The organism is Lysobacter sp. H23M47, assembly GCF_015209765.1.
Taxonomy (GTDB): Bacteria; Pseudomonadota; Gammaproteobacteria; order Xanthomonadales; family Xanthomonadaceae; genus Novilysobacter; species Novilysobacter avium.
In genome coordinates this window covers 1,619,806-1,634,155 of the sequence record NZ_CP063658.1, presented here as the reverse complement: position 1 = coordinate 1,634,155, position 14,350 = coordinate 1,619,806, and the positions used below count along the sequence as shown (strand labels likewise).

Genomic DNA, 14,350 nt, shown 5'->3' with positions numbered 1-14,350 from the left:
GTCCGACCCGGTGCCGGGTCAGCCGCGACGGCGAAATCAGGGGCGCCGCATCAGTGCGTCCCTGGCGGGCTCGGACAGGCGGATGTCGCTGAGCTTCCAGCGCAGGCCCTGGCGGGTCAGCACCAGCGTGATGTCCTCGCCGTCTTCACCGGGAACCGTGGCACTGAAGCGCGATAGCGATTCGAACCGGTAGCTGGGATCGCGCAGCGGGTTGGTCGGCCGGGCAGGGCGATAGGGGTCCGGTCCGGTATCTCCGGCGACACGGTGCACCACGGCGCGTCCTTCCAGGATCGCCGCCAGTCCTGCCGGGGTAATCATTGTGTCTACCGCCGCGCCTGCCACGCCGCTGGCCACGCGCACAGCGAACACGCCAAACACGCTGGACTGCATGTCCGGTCCCGCGCGACGGACCATGTAGTCGTCCAGCTGCAGCTTCAGGTTGGCCCGCAGCTGTGGGAAGTCGACCTGGCGCGACAGTTTGGCGGTGTCCTTGGTTTCCACCGCATCGCGGATCGCGGTGTAGGTGATGTACGGGCCGGCGGCGACGTAGCCAACCAGCGCCAGCACGATCAGGATTGCCGCCAGCAGCCATTTCTTCATCGTCGATCCTCCTGATTCATGTACGAAGCCTGCCGCAAAAGCGCTGCCGTAGGGTGAACCACGACCGCGCGCGGCGCCCTTGTCGTCGCAACCGGTGCGATCCATTGCGGATTGAATGGCCCGGAACAGGGCCGGCAGGCACACTGGCCGGTCTTTGCCACATCCGGCGCGCCTTGGCGCCCACGACTCTCCGGGGACCCGCTACGCATGCGTCTGCTGCACACCTCCGATCTCCATCTGGGCCAGAACTTTCTCGGCCAATCGCGCGAAGCCGAGCATGCGGCGTTCCTGGACTGGCTGGTCGTGCAGGTGCAGGAGCATCGCGTGGATGCGGTGTTGGTCGCCGGTGATGTGTTCGATACCGGCACGCCGCCCAGCTACGCGCGCGAGCAGTACAACCGCTTCATTGTCGGCATCCGTGATGCGGGCGCGCGACTGATCGTGCTGGGCGGCAATCACGACTCACCGGCGATGCTGGCCGAATCGCGCGGCCTGCTGGCGCGGCTGGACACGCTGGTGGTGCCAACGCTGATGCAGTCGCCGGAGGAGCACGTGTACCGGATCCCGGGCCGCGATGGCGGTCCGGGGATGATCCTGTGCGCGGTGCCCTTCATCCGCTCGCGCGATGTCTCCCGCAGCGAGGCCGGGCAGAGCGCCGAGGACAAGCGCGGCGCGATGATGGACGGCATCGCCTCCCACTACGCGCGCATCCACGAGGCCGCCGTCGCCATACGCGACGCCGCCGGCGAGCATCCGCCGATCGTCGCCAGCGGCCACCTGACCACCGTGGGCGCCAGCACCAGCGACTCGGTGCGCGAGATCTATGTCGGCTCGCTCAACGCCTTTCCCACCAGTGCGTTTCCGCCGGCCGCCTACATCGCGCTGGGGCATATCCACCAGCCGCAGAAGGTCGGCGGGCTGGACCATATCCGCTACAGCGGCTCGCCGATTCCGCTCAGCTTTGACGAGATCGGCCAGGCCAAGCAGGTGCTGCTGGTCGAGCTGCGGGGTGAGCAGTTGCATGAGGTCACACCGCTGCCGGTGCCGTGCTTCCGCGTGCTGGGGCGGGTGGCCGGCACGCTCGCCAGCCTACCGCCGCAACTGGCCGCCATCGCCGCCGAAGTGCCGGACGGCGGGCTCGGCTGGGTCGAGGTCATGGTCGAGGTGGATGACTACCTGCCCGACCTGCAGAACCGGGTCGCCGAGCTGGTCGACGCGCTGCCGCTGGAGGTGCTGCGCATCCGCCGCAAGCGCAGCCTCGCCGGCGCGGTGATCGATGCCGCCGACGGCCAGCACCTGGATGAGCTGCAGCCGCGCGAGGTGTTCGCCCAGCGCCTGGCCCAGGAGGAGGACCTGACCGACGCGCGCATTGAACGGCTGCACGCGTGTTTCGATGAGGTGCTGGCCGACATCGAAGGCGGGGAGCCGGCATGAAGATCCTCTCGCTGCGCCTGAAGAACCTCAACTCGCTCAAGGGCGAGACCGCGATCGACTTCACTGCCCCCGCGTTTGCAGACGGGCTGTTCGCGATCACCGGGCCGACCGGTGCCGGCAAGACCACGCTGCTGGACGCGATCTGCCTGGCGCTGTTCCATCGCACCCCGCGCATGCCCACCATCTCGGCCTCGCAGAATCCGCTGATGACCGAGCACACCGCCGACTGCCTGGCCGAGGTGGAGTTCGAGAGCCGTGGCCAGCGCTACCGGGCGTTCTGGTCGCAGCGGCGCGCGCATGGCAAGGCGGGCGGCAAGCTGCAGGCGCCGCAGGTTGAGCTGGCGCTGGCCGACGGCAGCATCCTCACCACCTCGATCAAGGAAAAACTGGACGAAACCGAGGCCCGCACCGGGCTGGATTTTGACCGTTTCACCCGCTCGGTCCTGCTCGCGCAGGGCGAGTTCGCGAGCTTCCTCCACAGCAAGGACAACGAGCGCGCCGAGCTGCTGGAGCAGCTGACAGGCACGGATATCTACAGCGAAATCTCGCAGCGGGTGTACGCGCAGACCGACCGGATCAAGCGCGAGGTCGAGCAGCTGCAGGCGACGGCCGGCGGCGTGCAACTGCTGCCAGAGGACGCGCTCGCCGCAATGCAGGAACAGCTGCAAGCCGTGACCGAAGAGGTGGAGCGTCTGGTGGTCGCGCGGCAGCACAGCCGCGAAGCGCTGGCGTGGCGGCAGGACTTGGACAAGGTGCAGGCGCTGCTGCGCGCCGTTGACGATCATGAGCGTGCCGCGCAGGACGCACTGAACGCCGCCGCCCCGGCGCGTGAGCGCCTAAAGCGCGCCCAACCTGCCGAGGACGCATGGCCGGCCTACAGCCAGTGGCAGAAGGCGAGCCAAGGCGTTGCCGACGCAAAGACAAACCGCGAGCAGGCGCAGCAACAGCACGTCGATCAGCTCGGGTTGGAGCGCAATGGCCTGTGGCAATGCCTGCACCTCGCGCAGCAGTGCGCGCAGGCCAGCACCTTGGCGCTGCAGACCGACCAGCAGCGCCTTGACGAATTGCAGTCCACCCAGAGGGATTTGAGCGCACACGCGCAGCTGGGCGAGAAGCTGCCCGGCTGGCGCGCCGGATTCGCCCAACTGCATACCGCCAGCCGACAGGAAGCGCAGGCCAAGCAAGCGCTCGCCGACGCGTCCGCCAGGCACGAGCAATCCCGAGCGCGGCTGAAGTCGGCCGAAGAGGAGCGGGCAGGGCTGGCGATGGCCCTGGCTGAGGCCAGCGCGCAGGTGGACGCGGCCACCGCACAGTTCGCGACCGCCAGCGCCGGCACCAGCCTGGACGTACTGCGCGAGGCCCGCGACGGCCTGCGCGAGCGATACGCCGCCTTGCGCGACCTGTCGCCGCTGGCCGAACAGCGGCAAACGCTGCGCACGCAGATCAGAGACGAACAGGCGCGATTGGAGTCGATGAAGACCGCGCTCGTAAGCGACGCCGAGCAACTGGCAAAGGCGCAGTCGGCACTGGATGTTGCCAAGGGCGTCCTGCAGGACCGTCAGCGCATCGTCGCGCTGGAGCGCCAGATCATGGACCTGGCCGGCCACCGCGCGGCCCTGGAAGACGGGCAGGCGTGCCCGCTGTGCGGCGCCACTGAACACCCGGCCATCGAAGCGTACCGGCAGCTCGACCCCAGCCAGTCGCAGGCCGATGCCAGCGCGGCCGAGTTGCAGGTCCAGCAAGCCAGCGATCGTCACCGACGCTGTGACGTGCAGCGCGCATCCCGGCAAGCCGACCTGACCCGCACCGAACAACACCTGCAGGCATTGAGTGCGCAAAACGCCAAGCTCGCCGAAGACTGGGCGTCACGCTGCGCCGCCCTGCGGCTGACCCTTGCCGAGGGCGACGAGCAATCGGCGTTGGATGCGGAGCTCGCCGCCATCGGCATGCAAGGCAAACAGGCGAGCGAGCAGGTCGGGAAGCTGGAGCAATTGCATGCCGCCGTGCAGACCGTGAACAAACAGCGCGACGAACGGCAACTGGCGTTGGAGCGTCACGACACCCGACTCCAGGGCCTGCGCGAATCGCTGACGATGGCCGCAGGCCGTGAGCAGGAGCAGCGTGAGCGCCAAGATGCGGCGGTCACCGAAGCCGAGCGCCTGCGCCAACAACTGGCCACCGACCTGCCGGACACCACACTGCCCACCGATGCGGAAGCATGGCTGAGCGAGCGTGAGAAGGAATGGTCGCAATGGCGCCAACGCGACGCCGAACTGCAGCGCCTGCAACACGCGTTGGTCGAACACCGCAGCAAAGCAAAACAGGCGGGCGAGCAGGGCGAGCATTGGCAGCAGCGCTGGGAGAAGAGCCCCCATGCCGGAACACCCGGTGAGGCGCTCGCACCGGCAGCCAATCCCGCCGCCGCACTACGCCATGCCCTCACGGAGCTGGAGCAGGTGCAGCAGCAGGTGCAGCGCGTCGCCTCCGCCCTGCACGCGGCCGAGGTGTTGTTGGAAAGCCGTTCGCAGCATCTCGCCCACGCCACAGCCCAGCTCGAATCCGCGCTCCAGCAACACGGCTTCGCCAACCACGATGCACTGTTGGCGGCGCGGCTGCCGCCGGAAGAACGCGAACGGCTGCAGACCCAGCAGGACGCGCTCACCCAGGCGCTGGCCGACATCCGCAGCCGTGCCACGCAACTGCGCGAGCGCTGCGACGAACTGCAGGCCACGCCCCGGAGCGACGCGGATCTGGCGCAACTCATTGCGGACGCACAGACCAGCGAAGCCGCCGTGGAGCAGGCGCGCGATCAGGCCACGCAGATCCGTACCCAGCTCGCGCTGGATCAGGCCCAGCGCAGCGGCCTGCAGGCGCTGCACACGCAGATCGCCGAGGGCGGCGAGAGGCTGGAGGAATGGCAGCACCTTAATGGCCTGATCGGCTCAGCGCAGGGCGACAAGTTCCGCACCTTCGCCCAGGGGCTGACCCTGGACCAGCTGGTGCGCCTGGCCAACCAGCACCTGCAGCGGCTCGACGGCGGCCGCTACCAGCTGGTCCGCGACGGCAAAGGGCTGGCGTTGAGCGTGCTCGACACCTGGCAGGCCGACGCCCAGCGCAACACTCGCACCCTGTCCGGCGGCGAGAGCTTCCTGGTCAGCCTCGCGCTGGCACTGGGCCTGTCGGATCTGGTCAGCCACAAGACCCGGATCGACTCGTTCTTCCTCGACGAAGGCTTCGGCAGCCTGGACCCGGACTCACTCGACGTCGCCTTGGACGCGCTCGACAGCCTCAATGCCCAGGGCAAGCTCATCGGCGTGATCAGCCATGTGGATGCGGTGAAAGAGCGGATACCGGTGCAGATCCAGGTGCGCAAGACGCGGGGGATGGGGCATAGCGCGGTGGTGTGCCCCTGAGATTGAGCCGCCGGACGGGCATGCCCGCACTGCTACGCTACGGACGCAGATCCATTCCCAAAAGCCGACCTGAATGACACCAGACGAATCCGGCTCCGTGCACAACGAGCAAGCCCCCTCGGCGCTGTCGCCATTGCGTTACCCGGTGTTCCGTGGGGTCTGGGCGGCCAGTACGGTCAGCAACCTTGGCGTGCTCATCCAGTCGGTCGGCGCTTCCTGGCTGATGATCGCGATCGCCCCATCGGCCGATATGGTCGCGCTGGTGCTGGCGTCGGTCTATTTGCCGATCACGTTGTTCTCATTGGTCGCCGGGGCGGTCGCCGACAATCTCGATCGGCGGAAGGTGATGCTTGCCGCGCAGGGCTTCATGCTGATCGTGTCGGCCACGCTGGCAGGATTCGCATGGAGCGGATTGATCACGCCGTGGCTGCTGCTGATTTTCACTTTCCTGATGGGCTGCGGCAGCGCCTTCAACGGGCCGGCGTGGCAGGCGTCCGTCGGGGACATGGTGCCGCGGGCGGAGTTGCCGGGCGCAGTGGCGCTCAACAGCATGGGTTTCAACATCGCCCGCAGCGCGGGCCCTGCCATCGGCGGTGCCATCGTTGCGGCCGCCGGTGCCGCTGCGGCGTTTGCGGTGAGCGCGGTCAGCAACATCGGGCTGATCGTCGTGCTGCTGCGCTGGCGTCCACCCGCGAATCCGCAGACGCTGCCGCGGGAAACGCTCGGCATCGCGGTCGGCGCGGGCGTCCGCTTTGTCGCCGGATCGCCCGCCATTCGCACGGTTCTGGTGCGCAGCGCGGTGTTCTGCATCGCGGCAAGCGGACTCATGGCGCTGATGCCGCTGCTCGCCAAGGACAGGCTCGGCGGCGGGCCGCTCACTTATGGCCTGCTGCTCGGTGCGTTTGGCGTGGGCGCGGTCGCAGGCGCCGTCGGAAACGCGAAGCTGCGCCAGCGGATGTCGACCGGGGCCATCGTTGGCTGGACCAGTGTCGCGTTTGCCCTCGCCGGAGCGATCGCCGCTGTCAGCACGCAGCTGCTGGTGACGATGGCCGCGTTGCTGGTGGCCGGCGCCGGGTGGCTGTTGGCGCTTGCCACGTTCAACGTCGCCGTGCAGATGTCGGCGCCACGCTGGGTGGTCGCGCGCGCGTTGTCGATCTACCAGATGGCTGCGTTTGGCGGCCTGGCGAGCGGAAGCTGGCTGTGGGGTGAAGTCGCGGCAGACACGAGCGTCACCCTGGCACTGCTGGCGGCATCGGTCGTCATGCTCGGCGGCGCGGCGCTCGGACGCTGGTGGCCGGTGGCGCAGACGAAAGAACTCAATCTCGATCTGCTGCACTTGTGGAAAGAGCCGAGCACGGCCGTCCCCGTCGACGGGAGAACTGGTCCGGTCGTGATCACGATCGAATACGCGATTCGTGAGGCGGATCTCGGGGAGTTCATGGGAGCGATGGTCGAACGACGTCGGGTTCGGCGCCGAGATGGAGCACGCAATTGGACGCTGCTGCGCGATCTCGCCGACCCCGAGATATGGATCGAGCGTTACGAGACGCCTACGTGGCTCGACTACGTGCGCCACAACAGTCGCATGACCCACCACGACGCGGCCATATCCGAACGTATCCGGACACTGCACTGCGGTCGCGATGCGCCTGTCGTGCGACGCATGATCGAACGACAGTGCGCACCGATTGCCCCCAGGCCAGCGCGCGAGCGGCTGATTGATCCCACACGGTTGCCATAGGACTGTCGGATCTGGTCAGTCACAAGACCCGCATCGAATCTTTCTTCCTCGATGAAGGCTTCGGCGGCCGCGACCCGGGATTCACTCGACGTCGCGCTGGAAGCGCTCGACAGCCTCAATGCCCAGGGCAAGCTGATCGGCGTAATCCGCCATGTGGATGCGGTGAACGAGCGGATACCTGTGCAGAGCTAGGTGCGCAAGATGCGCGGGATGGGGCATAGCGCGGTGGTCGGAGCGTGACTGTGCCGTTGTCTGAAGACAAGTTGGCTCACAGTTGAGATATAAATTGGCTCTGTCCGCGTTGCGTGTTGGTAATAACAGCTAACGCAAAGAAAAGGGCCTATTTCTAGGCCCTTATAGATCAATAAGATAGCGACGTTCTGCCGTCCAGCTATGGGGCCGTTAGCGCGCGCAGTTCGTCAGCCAACCTCGCAGAAAATGAGTTCAGCCCACCACGTCGCGATATACCACGGACTTCGACATAAATGGCGATGATACGAGTGCCGCCAACATTCACTCGTTCAAAAACCCTTGTCGCCCCCAACTCTTTCAGAGGATCAGTGGCAGGCGCAGGATAGGCAAGGATGACCATATCGCGTGCTGACGCCTGCGAGAAGGCAACAGCTTCGTAAATATCTGCCTCGCTGACGATCAGGCGTCCTCTTTCCACGTGCCCCTTGTATTTGGCATCCAGAAGGAATGGCGGCGCCCCCAAGGGGTCGATAGAGAGGTCTGGGTAGACCTTCAATGGTGTAGTCCTGTCGCTTGGACTTTTGATCCTATTCCCAAGTTGGTAGCCGTGGGTAGCATGAACTCTCGGCGCTCCAAACGCGAGGCGCGAAGCGGTCGTGAGCAAGTCTTGCCAGATTTGCCAGGTCGCCACGACAAATCCAGGCGCTGCGGCTGTCCCATACTCAAACGCGAGGCCTAGCCCCTGCACTACATCCAAAGACAAATCGACCAGCGGCTGCCAACGCCGGGAACGACTTGGAAGAGGCCTTACAACTTGCCGACCTCGCTGCCATGGTCTTTGCTCGCCTAGATGGGCGGAGATTCTTTGTAGCCCAGCCGCAGCGCGAGGATCGCTCACCTGTGGGGCGAGGGTCTTGGCAGCGGCACTGACCAATGCATTGTGTCGATTGTTGCGCGTAAGGCGAATAGCCTCTCGCTTATAGCCGTCCACATCCGGGAAAGCCAAGTCCGTAGGATCAATATCTCCTTCCAAGAAGAAGTCCACCTCTTCCTCTCGCCGATAAGTGCGCAGAGGACGGCGATGTTGATCCCAATACATTCCAGTCATCGCTCTGGCGACGAGCCCGGAAAGATCAGGTGGGGCGCCGCCAGAAGCTGCCAAACGTTCTGACGCAAGAAGACGTCCATGCTTGGAAAGTGTTGCCAGGAAGAAGAAATCTTCGCGCCAACTGTCCCCGGAGGTGCCCAAAAACTTCGGCGCTATCTCCAACTCAACGGAAGGCGCAATACGCAATAGGCCAGCGACTTTCTTTGCCCGCGTGCCCTTTTCATTGCTCGTTATGGGGTTCTCTTCGAAACCCAACGCGCTAGCAGTCCTGGTCCCGGCCTGGGCTAGCAGGCGCCTAACCTCATCCTTTGGCCGTTCAATCGCCAGCGCCACCTGCGCAATCAGATCAACTGGCTGCGCATACTCAACGATCGTGAAACGGTGGCGCCCCCTGGTCAATACTCACCCCACGATTGCGCGAAGCAGGTCGTAAATATTCGCGGGCCCAATAGACGACAGCCCGGTAAGCTCATACCTCAGATCATCCGCAAAGGTTTGCTCCTGGAGCCTCACGGGATGGTAAGCCGGTGCGTCAATCGAATTGATGGTTGCAGCCACGCCTCGAACATCGCCGAAGAAGACTTCTTCGATATGAGCGATGACCCGTGCCCATGAGTTCGCCACGACGAGTTGGGCGGCCTCAATGGTTGTTGCTGTGTTCTTGTCGCGCATGAGCACCCCATGGCCAACGCGAAACTCCGCGCCACGACCCAGGGATACTCTTTGATTGACGGCTTCCCAAGCCCTAACGCTTGCCTCATAAATATCAGCAGGGCTGGTTGGTGATTCCGGAAGGGCTGCCCCGGTAAGGGCAGGAAGACCGTAATGGGATCTCAATACGGATGAGTTGGGATCGAGCCGATATGGCTCCCATCTGCGGAGAAAGGCGACGTCCAACGGCTCAACTGATGTGTCCGCCTGATTTTGGACGGCCAAGATATACAAATGGTCAGGAAGCGCATATTCGACAATCTCACCATTTGGCGAGGTCAGCACCTCGAAGAACTGGGTTTCAGGACCAGCATTGCCATCACTAGCCAGCCGCTTGTCTGCCTCAATCGCGACGAGGGCGCCGCCGAATATTTGGACAGCCGGCCCTCTGTTGATCTCGTCGATGATCAGGAGTGAAGCGCCATCTGGAAGTTTTGCATGCTCGCTTGCGCGATAAAGCGTCCCCTCTACGACCTTGAAAGTCCCAGGGGCAACTCCGGCACCTACCGCAGGAGCAATGCCACTCACAAAGTCTCGATACTTCGAGTTCTGGTGAAAGACGGTTCTGAACACCTGACGCTTCGTCTTGCTAGGGCTGGGTAGGTTGTCGGCATAAGGCGCGTAAGTCTTTGCAATCGCGGGAATGGCTACTCGACTACCTGGCTCATGAACTGCCACCTTGGCGGGCGCTCCCGGAGCACCCAAGAAAGCCTCGTGAACTTCGGCAAGCAACTTGGTCTTGCCAGTTCCAGGCGGCCCAGAGATCAGAACGTTCTTTGCTGCCGTAAGCAGAGCAAGAACATCGCTGCATTCACGAGAGACAGGCTTACTTGCCATTGCAGTATCCCTTCAGCTGGGTGTAATCGTTGAATCCCATAACGATCACATTCTTTGGTCGTTTGGCATTCGCGCAAGAAATGATGGGATTGGCAATATCGGGGTGCCAAGCGCCTGGCTGACCCTGAGGGACCAGAAGTTCACTTTCACGTCGAAGGTAGGGCCAGACCGCGCCATCCTCCATCTGAACAATCAATAGGAAGAGCCTGTCTCCTGGAATCTCATGAAGACCCTCTTCCCGGAAACATGAAAAGGTGTCGACCCGTGTCAGCCGCCATTCGTTCGGCCTGGCAGTCGTAGGGGGTTCGACGTATGCCGTCTTCGTCTGCGGATTTCCCTCACCATCGAGCCAGTGAAAAGTTGCCGACAACTGCTCTAACTGCTCCGTTTTCCCATTTCGCTTTCGATTGACCTTGTTTCTACCCGAGAACATTTTGCCCAGAAATTCTTTCAGCTCATCGAACCCACCAAATCGAAGATCTCGAGCACCCCCGCCCGCCTCTCCGTCCTTATTGGACTCTGCTGCGAACTTCTTGATATCGCCGCCGCTGATCTCTTTGTAAAGAAGACGTATGACCTTATCCCCGGACACGGCTCTCTCCCATCGCGTCTGCTTCCGAGGCGCCGATTTCAGACGGCGTATATGCGTATGCGCCAAGCGCAGAAGCAGCTTCAACGCGCTCTGCCCATTGACGCTTCAACCGACCAAGTGAGCGCAGTCGTTTTGACGCCTCGGCGAGCAACATGTCGCGCGTAAAAGTGGAGCGCTTCTCATTGGGTAACGAAGTTTGAGCGCGATCCAGCAGCGGGAAGTCGTCAAGCATCAGCGTCAAGTCTTCCAGGGTAGCGCCATAAGCCAATGCCACTTCGACATCCATCTGGGTGCGCAGCCAGCCAATACGCTGCCAGTTCTTATCATTTGCGCCGGCAGCGTCTAGTTTCACCAGTTCTTTCGCGTGGCCGACGATCCGACGCCACGGAACACCGCCCTTCGCGATGTTCGGAAGCGGTATGCCCCGAAGAACAAAATAGTTGATGGTGGTCGTCAGGACACGGCGAAGCATCCAGTCGAAAGTGAAACTGTTGACGATGGCCAGCCAGACAAGCAGCCGATCCTCGCTTGGGTCATTCGGGAACAAGACAGTTGGAACCTTGTTGCCGCAAACAACACCAGCAGGAACTAGGGCCGCCATCATGGAGCGTTCATTGGTCTGACCGGCGATATCGCAGAAGCCGGCACGAACCTGTCCGGACCTTGCTAGCGCGCGCTCAGAACAGACTGCTCGCGGAATATAGAACTGCGATGCCACACGACTACTACCTACCTGGAATGAGTTCCAAACTGCTGACCTGCCCGATCCGGAAACATAACCCTTTACGCCAAATCGGTGCTGATTGATCTGTCGGCCCTCGATCACCGGCATTGCGCCAGGGGAACGCTTTGAAAGAAACGATGGGCGATCATTCGTCATGTCCAGTTCGCGGCAGAAATCCGCCTGCCACTGCGAACCTGGACGATCGATGCGGACTCCATTCTCATTGAGCTTGCAAAACAAGGTCCATTCCTTGTCGGATTTGACCTCGGGAACCGTCAGGTCCGCCCTGATTTTCGCCAGGGTAGTGCGCCCGATCGTCGCGGAGTGTGCGGCAACCAAACCGGTATCCGTGCCGCTCTCATGCAGCAACTTGATCGGGGTGCGCCGGCACCTTGCGGACTTGGCCTTCGTAAGGGCGACCGCCAAGAACTTGAATCGGGTATCGATGGAGAAAAAGCGGGCCTTGTTGTCAAGCACCGATATGGAAATGTCGCTAGCCTCTTGGAGTATCTTGCGACGGAATGCTTCTGTTCCTTGCGACCGAATGAGACCACCCGGCACCAGGATGGCTGCTTTTCCACCTGGACGAAGCAACTTCAAATGCAAATCCAGGAATGCCATATACAGATCCGGCTCGCCTTGGGCGATAATCGGATAGCGGGCGGTCAACTTCTGCGAATAGGACGCAACTTTCTTGCGCTCGTTCGTGAGCGCAGCAGCATCAACATCAGAAGTGTCTGCTCCGTAATGTCGGGTGTCTCCCGCCGCCTTCATGAACTCATGCTTGGTGATCCTTACCTTTTCCCATGGCGGATTCGCCACGATCGCGTCGAATCCCTCTGGCGCCATCGCGCTCCATACTTGGTCATCCATCAGAAGGCTGTCGCCTGAAACCCAGTGCGACCGCATTTCTACAAGAGCGTTCATGTCATCCGTCAGCGCCGCCAAGCTGATCAAAGCCCCCCGCAAGGGAACTTCGGACAGGTCGGCAGCGAAAACGCTATTGCGAAACCAGGCTGCCGTTTTCTTCCTGTCAGGTCCACAGACTTCCATGGTGAGGGCGGCAAGCAGAATGCCGGCGCCGCAGGCCACATCAATCACGCGACTTGATTCATTGAGCCCCGGCGCGGCAAGCTTGGCAACGCGCTGGGCCAACCGAAAGTCGGTGTGATATGCGCCTGTGCTTCGTTGTTGCGAATCTTCCAAGGACTCCCGAGCCAGCGCGCTCAATGCCAAGGCTGGCGGTATGCCGCATTTTTCGATTTCAGCCACCAACTCGGCGCCCACTTTCATCAGGGTGCTGATAGGCGCGATAGTCTTGTGGCCAAACACTTTATGGAATGCGGCCAGATCATGTGTTCCCATTCGGGCTGCTGCTGCCTCCAACGCTTGGAAACGCGCTTCTACTTGATTAGGCGCATAACGCTGGGAGAACGCAGACAAAAGATCTTGCGTGCGCCCAAGGAACTGCATCTCGAAAGGCCTGGGGCTGCTCATGACTTGGCTCCCGCCATTAGGCGCTGCGTATCTGGGTTTCGTTCTATAACCATGACGTATTCGTCGACTGCTGAACCCGCGTCGCTCGCAGTCTGGTTCGGACGATAGCGGCCAATGCTTTTGAGGGGCACGGTGCGGATATCGCCAATACCGGTCAATGCTGCTTCCAGATCGGGAAGGCTGATATGGCCTTCATTGCTGTATGACAGGATGATTCGACGCGCCGGCAAATCTCGAATGAGACCCGTTAGCGATGTTAGAGCGCGGCGCTTGTAGCAATAGTCAGAAGCTAGATGTTGCCAAGGCCGAAGCCCGGCTACGCCTTCAACCAAGGGCGCGTCCCCATGCGTGATCGTTTCCAGGATGTGGTAGTAGGACGCATATTGGCGCTTGGTGTAAGGGGGGTCCAAATAAACGGTATCTCGCGGATCAATGACTAGGTTTTTCACATCCCCAATCGACTGCTCCACGGCAACACACTCGCCTCGAAGATCACGCATCCGAAGTTCAAGACTGTTCTTCCCCTGGGTCGTCCATTTCGCCAGGAAACAGCCGTAAGTGCCGGCAATATTCGCCACTCGATTGGCGGCACCCAGCAGATCGGCAATAAGCACCGTCTCTTCGGCGGAGTTCAAGGCTCCATGATTACGCCAGTCAAAAATAGCGGCGCGAATGGCGTCAATGCGTGCGGCGTTCTCTTCCGTGAAGTAGCGGCGCTCAATGCGGGCACGAGAAGCATGCGCTGAGGCTGGACTGTATTCTTGCCAGATAAAACCCTTCTTTCCTGGGAGGGCATTCAGGGTCTCGATTACAGCGGCATAACCGCCCAGCGAAGCGAAGGCGGCCTCATCCTTTGAGGCCAGCCGTGCGGCGCTCATCTTCACAGCGTAAGCCAGGTGGTCGTTGAGAACGACAGGCCATTTCAAATCAGCCGCTACAGCCGCAACGGACCCCATGCCGCAGAAGGCGTCGACAAACCGCCCACCATCAGGATTTCCGATGTGCGTGGCCAGTTCTTCTGCCATCCTTGCTTTCGATCCGATGTAGCGCAATGTCATGACAAAACCTCAATGGAACATACGGCGATGACTCCGCCAAAAATGGGTAAGTTGTTGGCGTGTTCCATTCGCATACTTACCCCGATCTTCTGGCGCTACCCTTTGTGGCGCCTCTACTCATCAAAGCAGAAATCGAGCGTTCGTCAATACCAAAAAGCGCCGAAACTGTGCAGAAATACGAGCAATCTAATCGCGGTGAGAATCCAGCCTTTCCAAAGTCATAAAACGCAATAGAGTCGAAGGGAATCCAACTTCTTTGCCTTCCTTATGCGTGTCCCCAAAAACTGCCCTTACGAAGATTGCCGATATCACCAAAATGCGCCCGGCCATCCGTTTTACATCAAGAGAGGTAAGCGGGCCAACAAAGGAGCGAAGCCGACAAGGCGCTATTTCTGTCTGGGCTGCGAAAGATGGTTCAAGTCCACATACCCCAAGAAAGCGAA

The 14,350-nt window shown here is 61.9% G+C and carries 10 protein-coding genes; 4 read left to right on the top strand and 6 right to left on the bottom strand.

Features of this window, described 5'->3' with window-relative positions:
* Nucleotides 1–36 precede the first annotated feature (36 nt).
* Nucleotides 37–600 carry a DUF2939 domain-containing protein gene (locus INQ43_RS07385; protein WP_194036017.1) on the bottom strand — a complete coding sequence of 188 codons (564 nt, stop codon included), beginning with the start codon at nt 598–600 and terminating at the stop codon, nt 37–39.
* A 207-nt stretch (nt 601–807) separates the two neighbouring features.
* Between INQ43_RS07385 and sbcD the strand changes: the two genes are divergently transcribed.
* The 4 genes from sbcD (at nt 808) to INQ43_RS07365 (ending at nt 7,380) form a co-directional block, all read left to right on the top strand.
* On the top strand, nt 808–2,034 hold the full coding sequence (gene sbcD, locus INQ43_RS07380; protein ID WP_194036016.1) for an exonuclease subunit SbcD: 1,227 nt from the start codon (nt 808–810) through the stop codon (nt 2,032–2,034).
* On the top strand, nt 2,031–5,447 hold the full coding sequence (gene sbcC / locus INQ43_RS07375; protein ID WP_194036015.1) for an exonuclease subunit SbcC: 3,417 nt from the start codon (nt 2,031–2,033) through the stop codon (nt 5,445–5,447). Before sbcD ends, sbcC begins: the two co-directional genes overlap by 4 nt.
* Before the next feature lie 73 nt (nt 5,448–5,520).
* Nucleotides 5,521–7,188 (top strand): MFS transporter, encoded by a 1,668-nt coding sequence (locus INQ43_RS07370; RefSeq protein ID WP_194036014.1) that lies wholly within the window; start codon nt 5,521–5,523, stop codon nt 7,186–7,188.
* A gap of 51 nt (nt 7,189–7,239) precedes the next feature.
* Complete coding sequence (locus INQ43_RS07365) at nt 7,240–7,380, top strand: hypothetical protein (RefSeq protein ID WP_228062437.1); 141 nt, start codon at nt 7,240–7,242, stop codon at nt 7,378–7,380.
* Between the two features lie 199 nt (nt 7,381–7,579).
* Here INQ43_RS07365 and INQ43_RS07360 read toward each other — a convergent pair whose 3' ends face one another.
* The 5 genes from INQ43_RS07360 to INQ43_RS07340 all read right to left on the bottom strand — a co-directional run bounded on the left by INQ43_RS07360 (nt 7,580) and on the right by INQ43_RS07340 (nt 13,907).
* Entirely contained in the window at nt 7,580–8,743 is a 1,164-nt protein-coding gene (locus INQ43_RS07360) for an McrC family protein (protein WP_228062436.1), read from the bottom strand.
* 147 nt (nt 8,744–8,890) lie between these two features.
* Entirely contained in the window at nt 8,891–10,036 is a 1,146-nt protein-coding gene (locus tag INQ43_RS07355) for an AAA family ATPase (RefSeq protein WP_194036012.1), read from the bottom strand.
* Nucleotides 10,026–10,628: a hypothetical protein gene (locus tag INQ43_RS07350; protein WP_194036011.1), complete on the bottom strand. Its 603-nt coding sequence runs from the start codon at nt 10,626–10,628 to the stop codon at nt 10,026–10,028. The genes INQ43_RS07355 and INQ43_RS07350 overlap by 11 nt, the downstream gene beginning before the upstream one ends.
* On the bottom strand, nt 10,615–12,849 hold the full coding sequence (locus INQ43_RS07345) for an N-6 DNA methylase (RefSeq protein ID WP_194036010.1): 2,235 nt from the start codon (nt 12,847–12,849) through the stop codon (nt 10,615–10,617). The genes INQ43_RS07350 and INQ43_RS07345 overlap by 14 nt, the downstream gene beginning before the upstream one ends.
* The gene (locus tag INQ43_RS07340; protein ID WP_194036009.1) at nt 12,846–13,907 is read right to left on the bottom strand and encodes a DNA adenine methylase; all 1,062 of its coding nucleotides are present in this window, start codon (nt 13,905–13,907) and stop codon (nt 12,846–12,848) included. The genes INQ43_RS07345 and INQ43_RS07340 overlap by 4 nt, the downstream gene beginning before the upstream one ends.
* Nucleotides 13,908–14,350 lie beyond the last annotated feature (443 nt).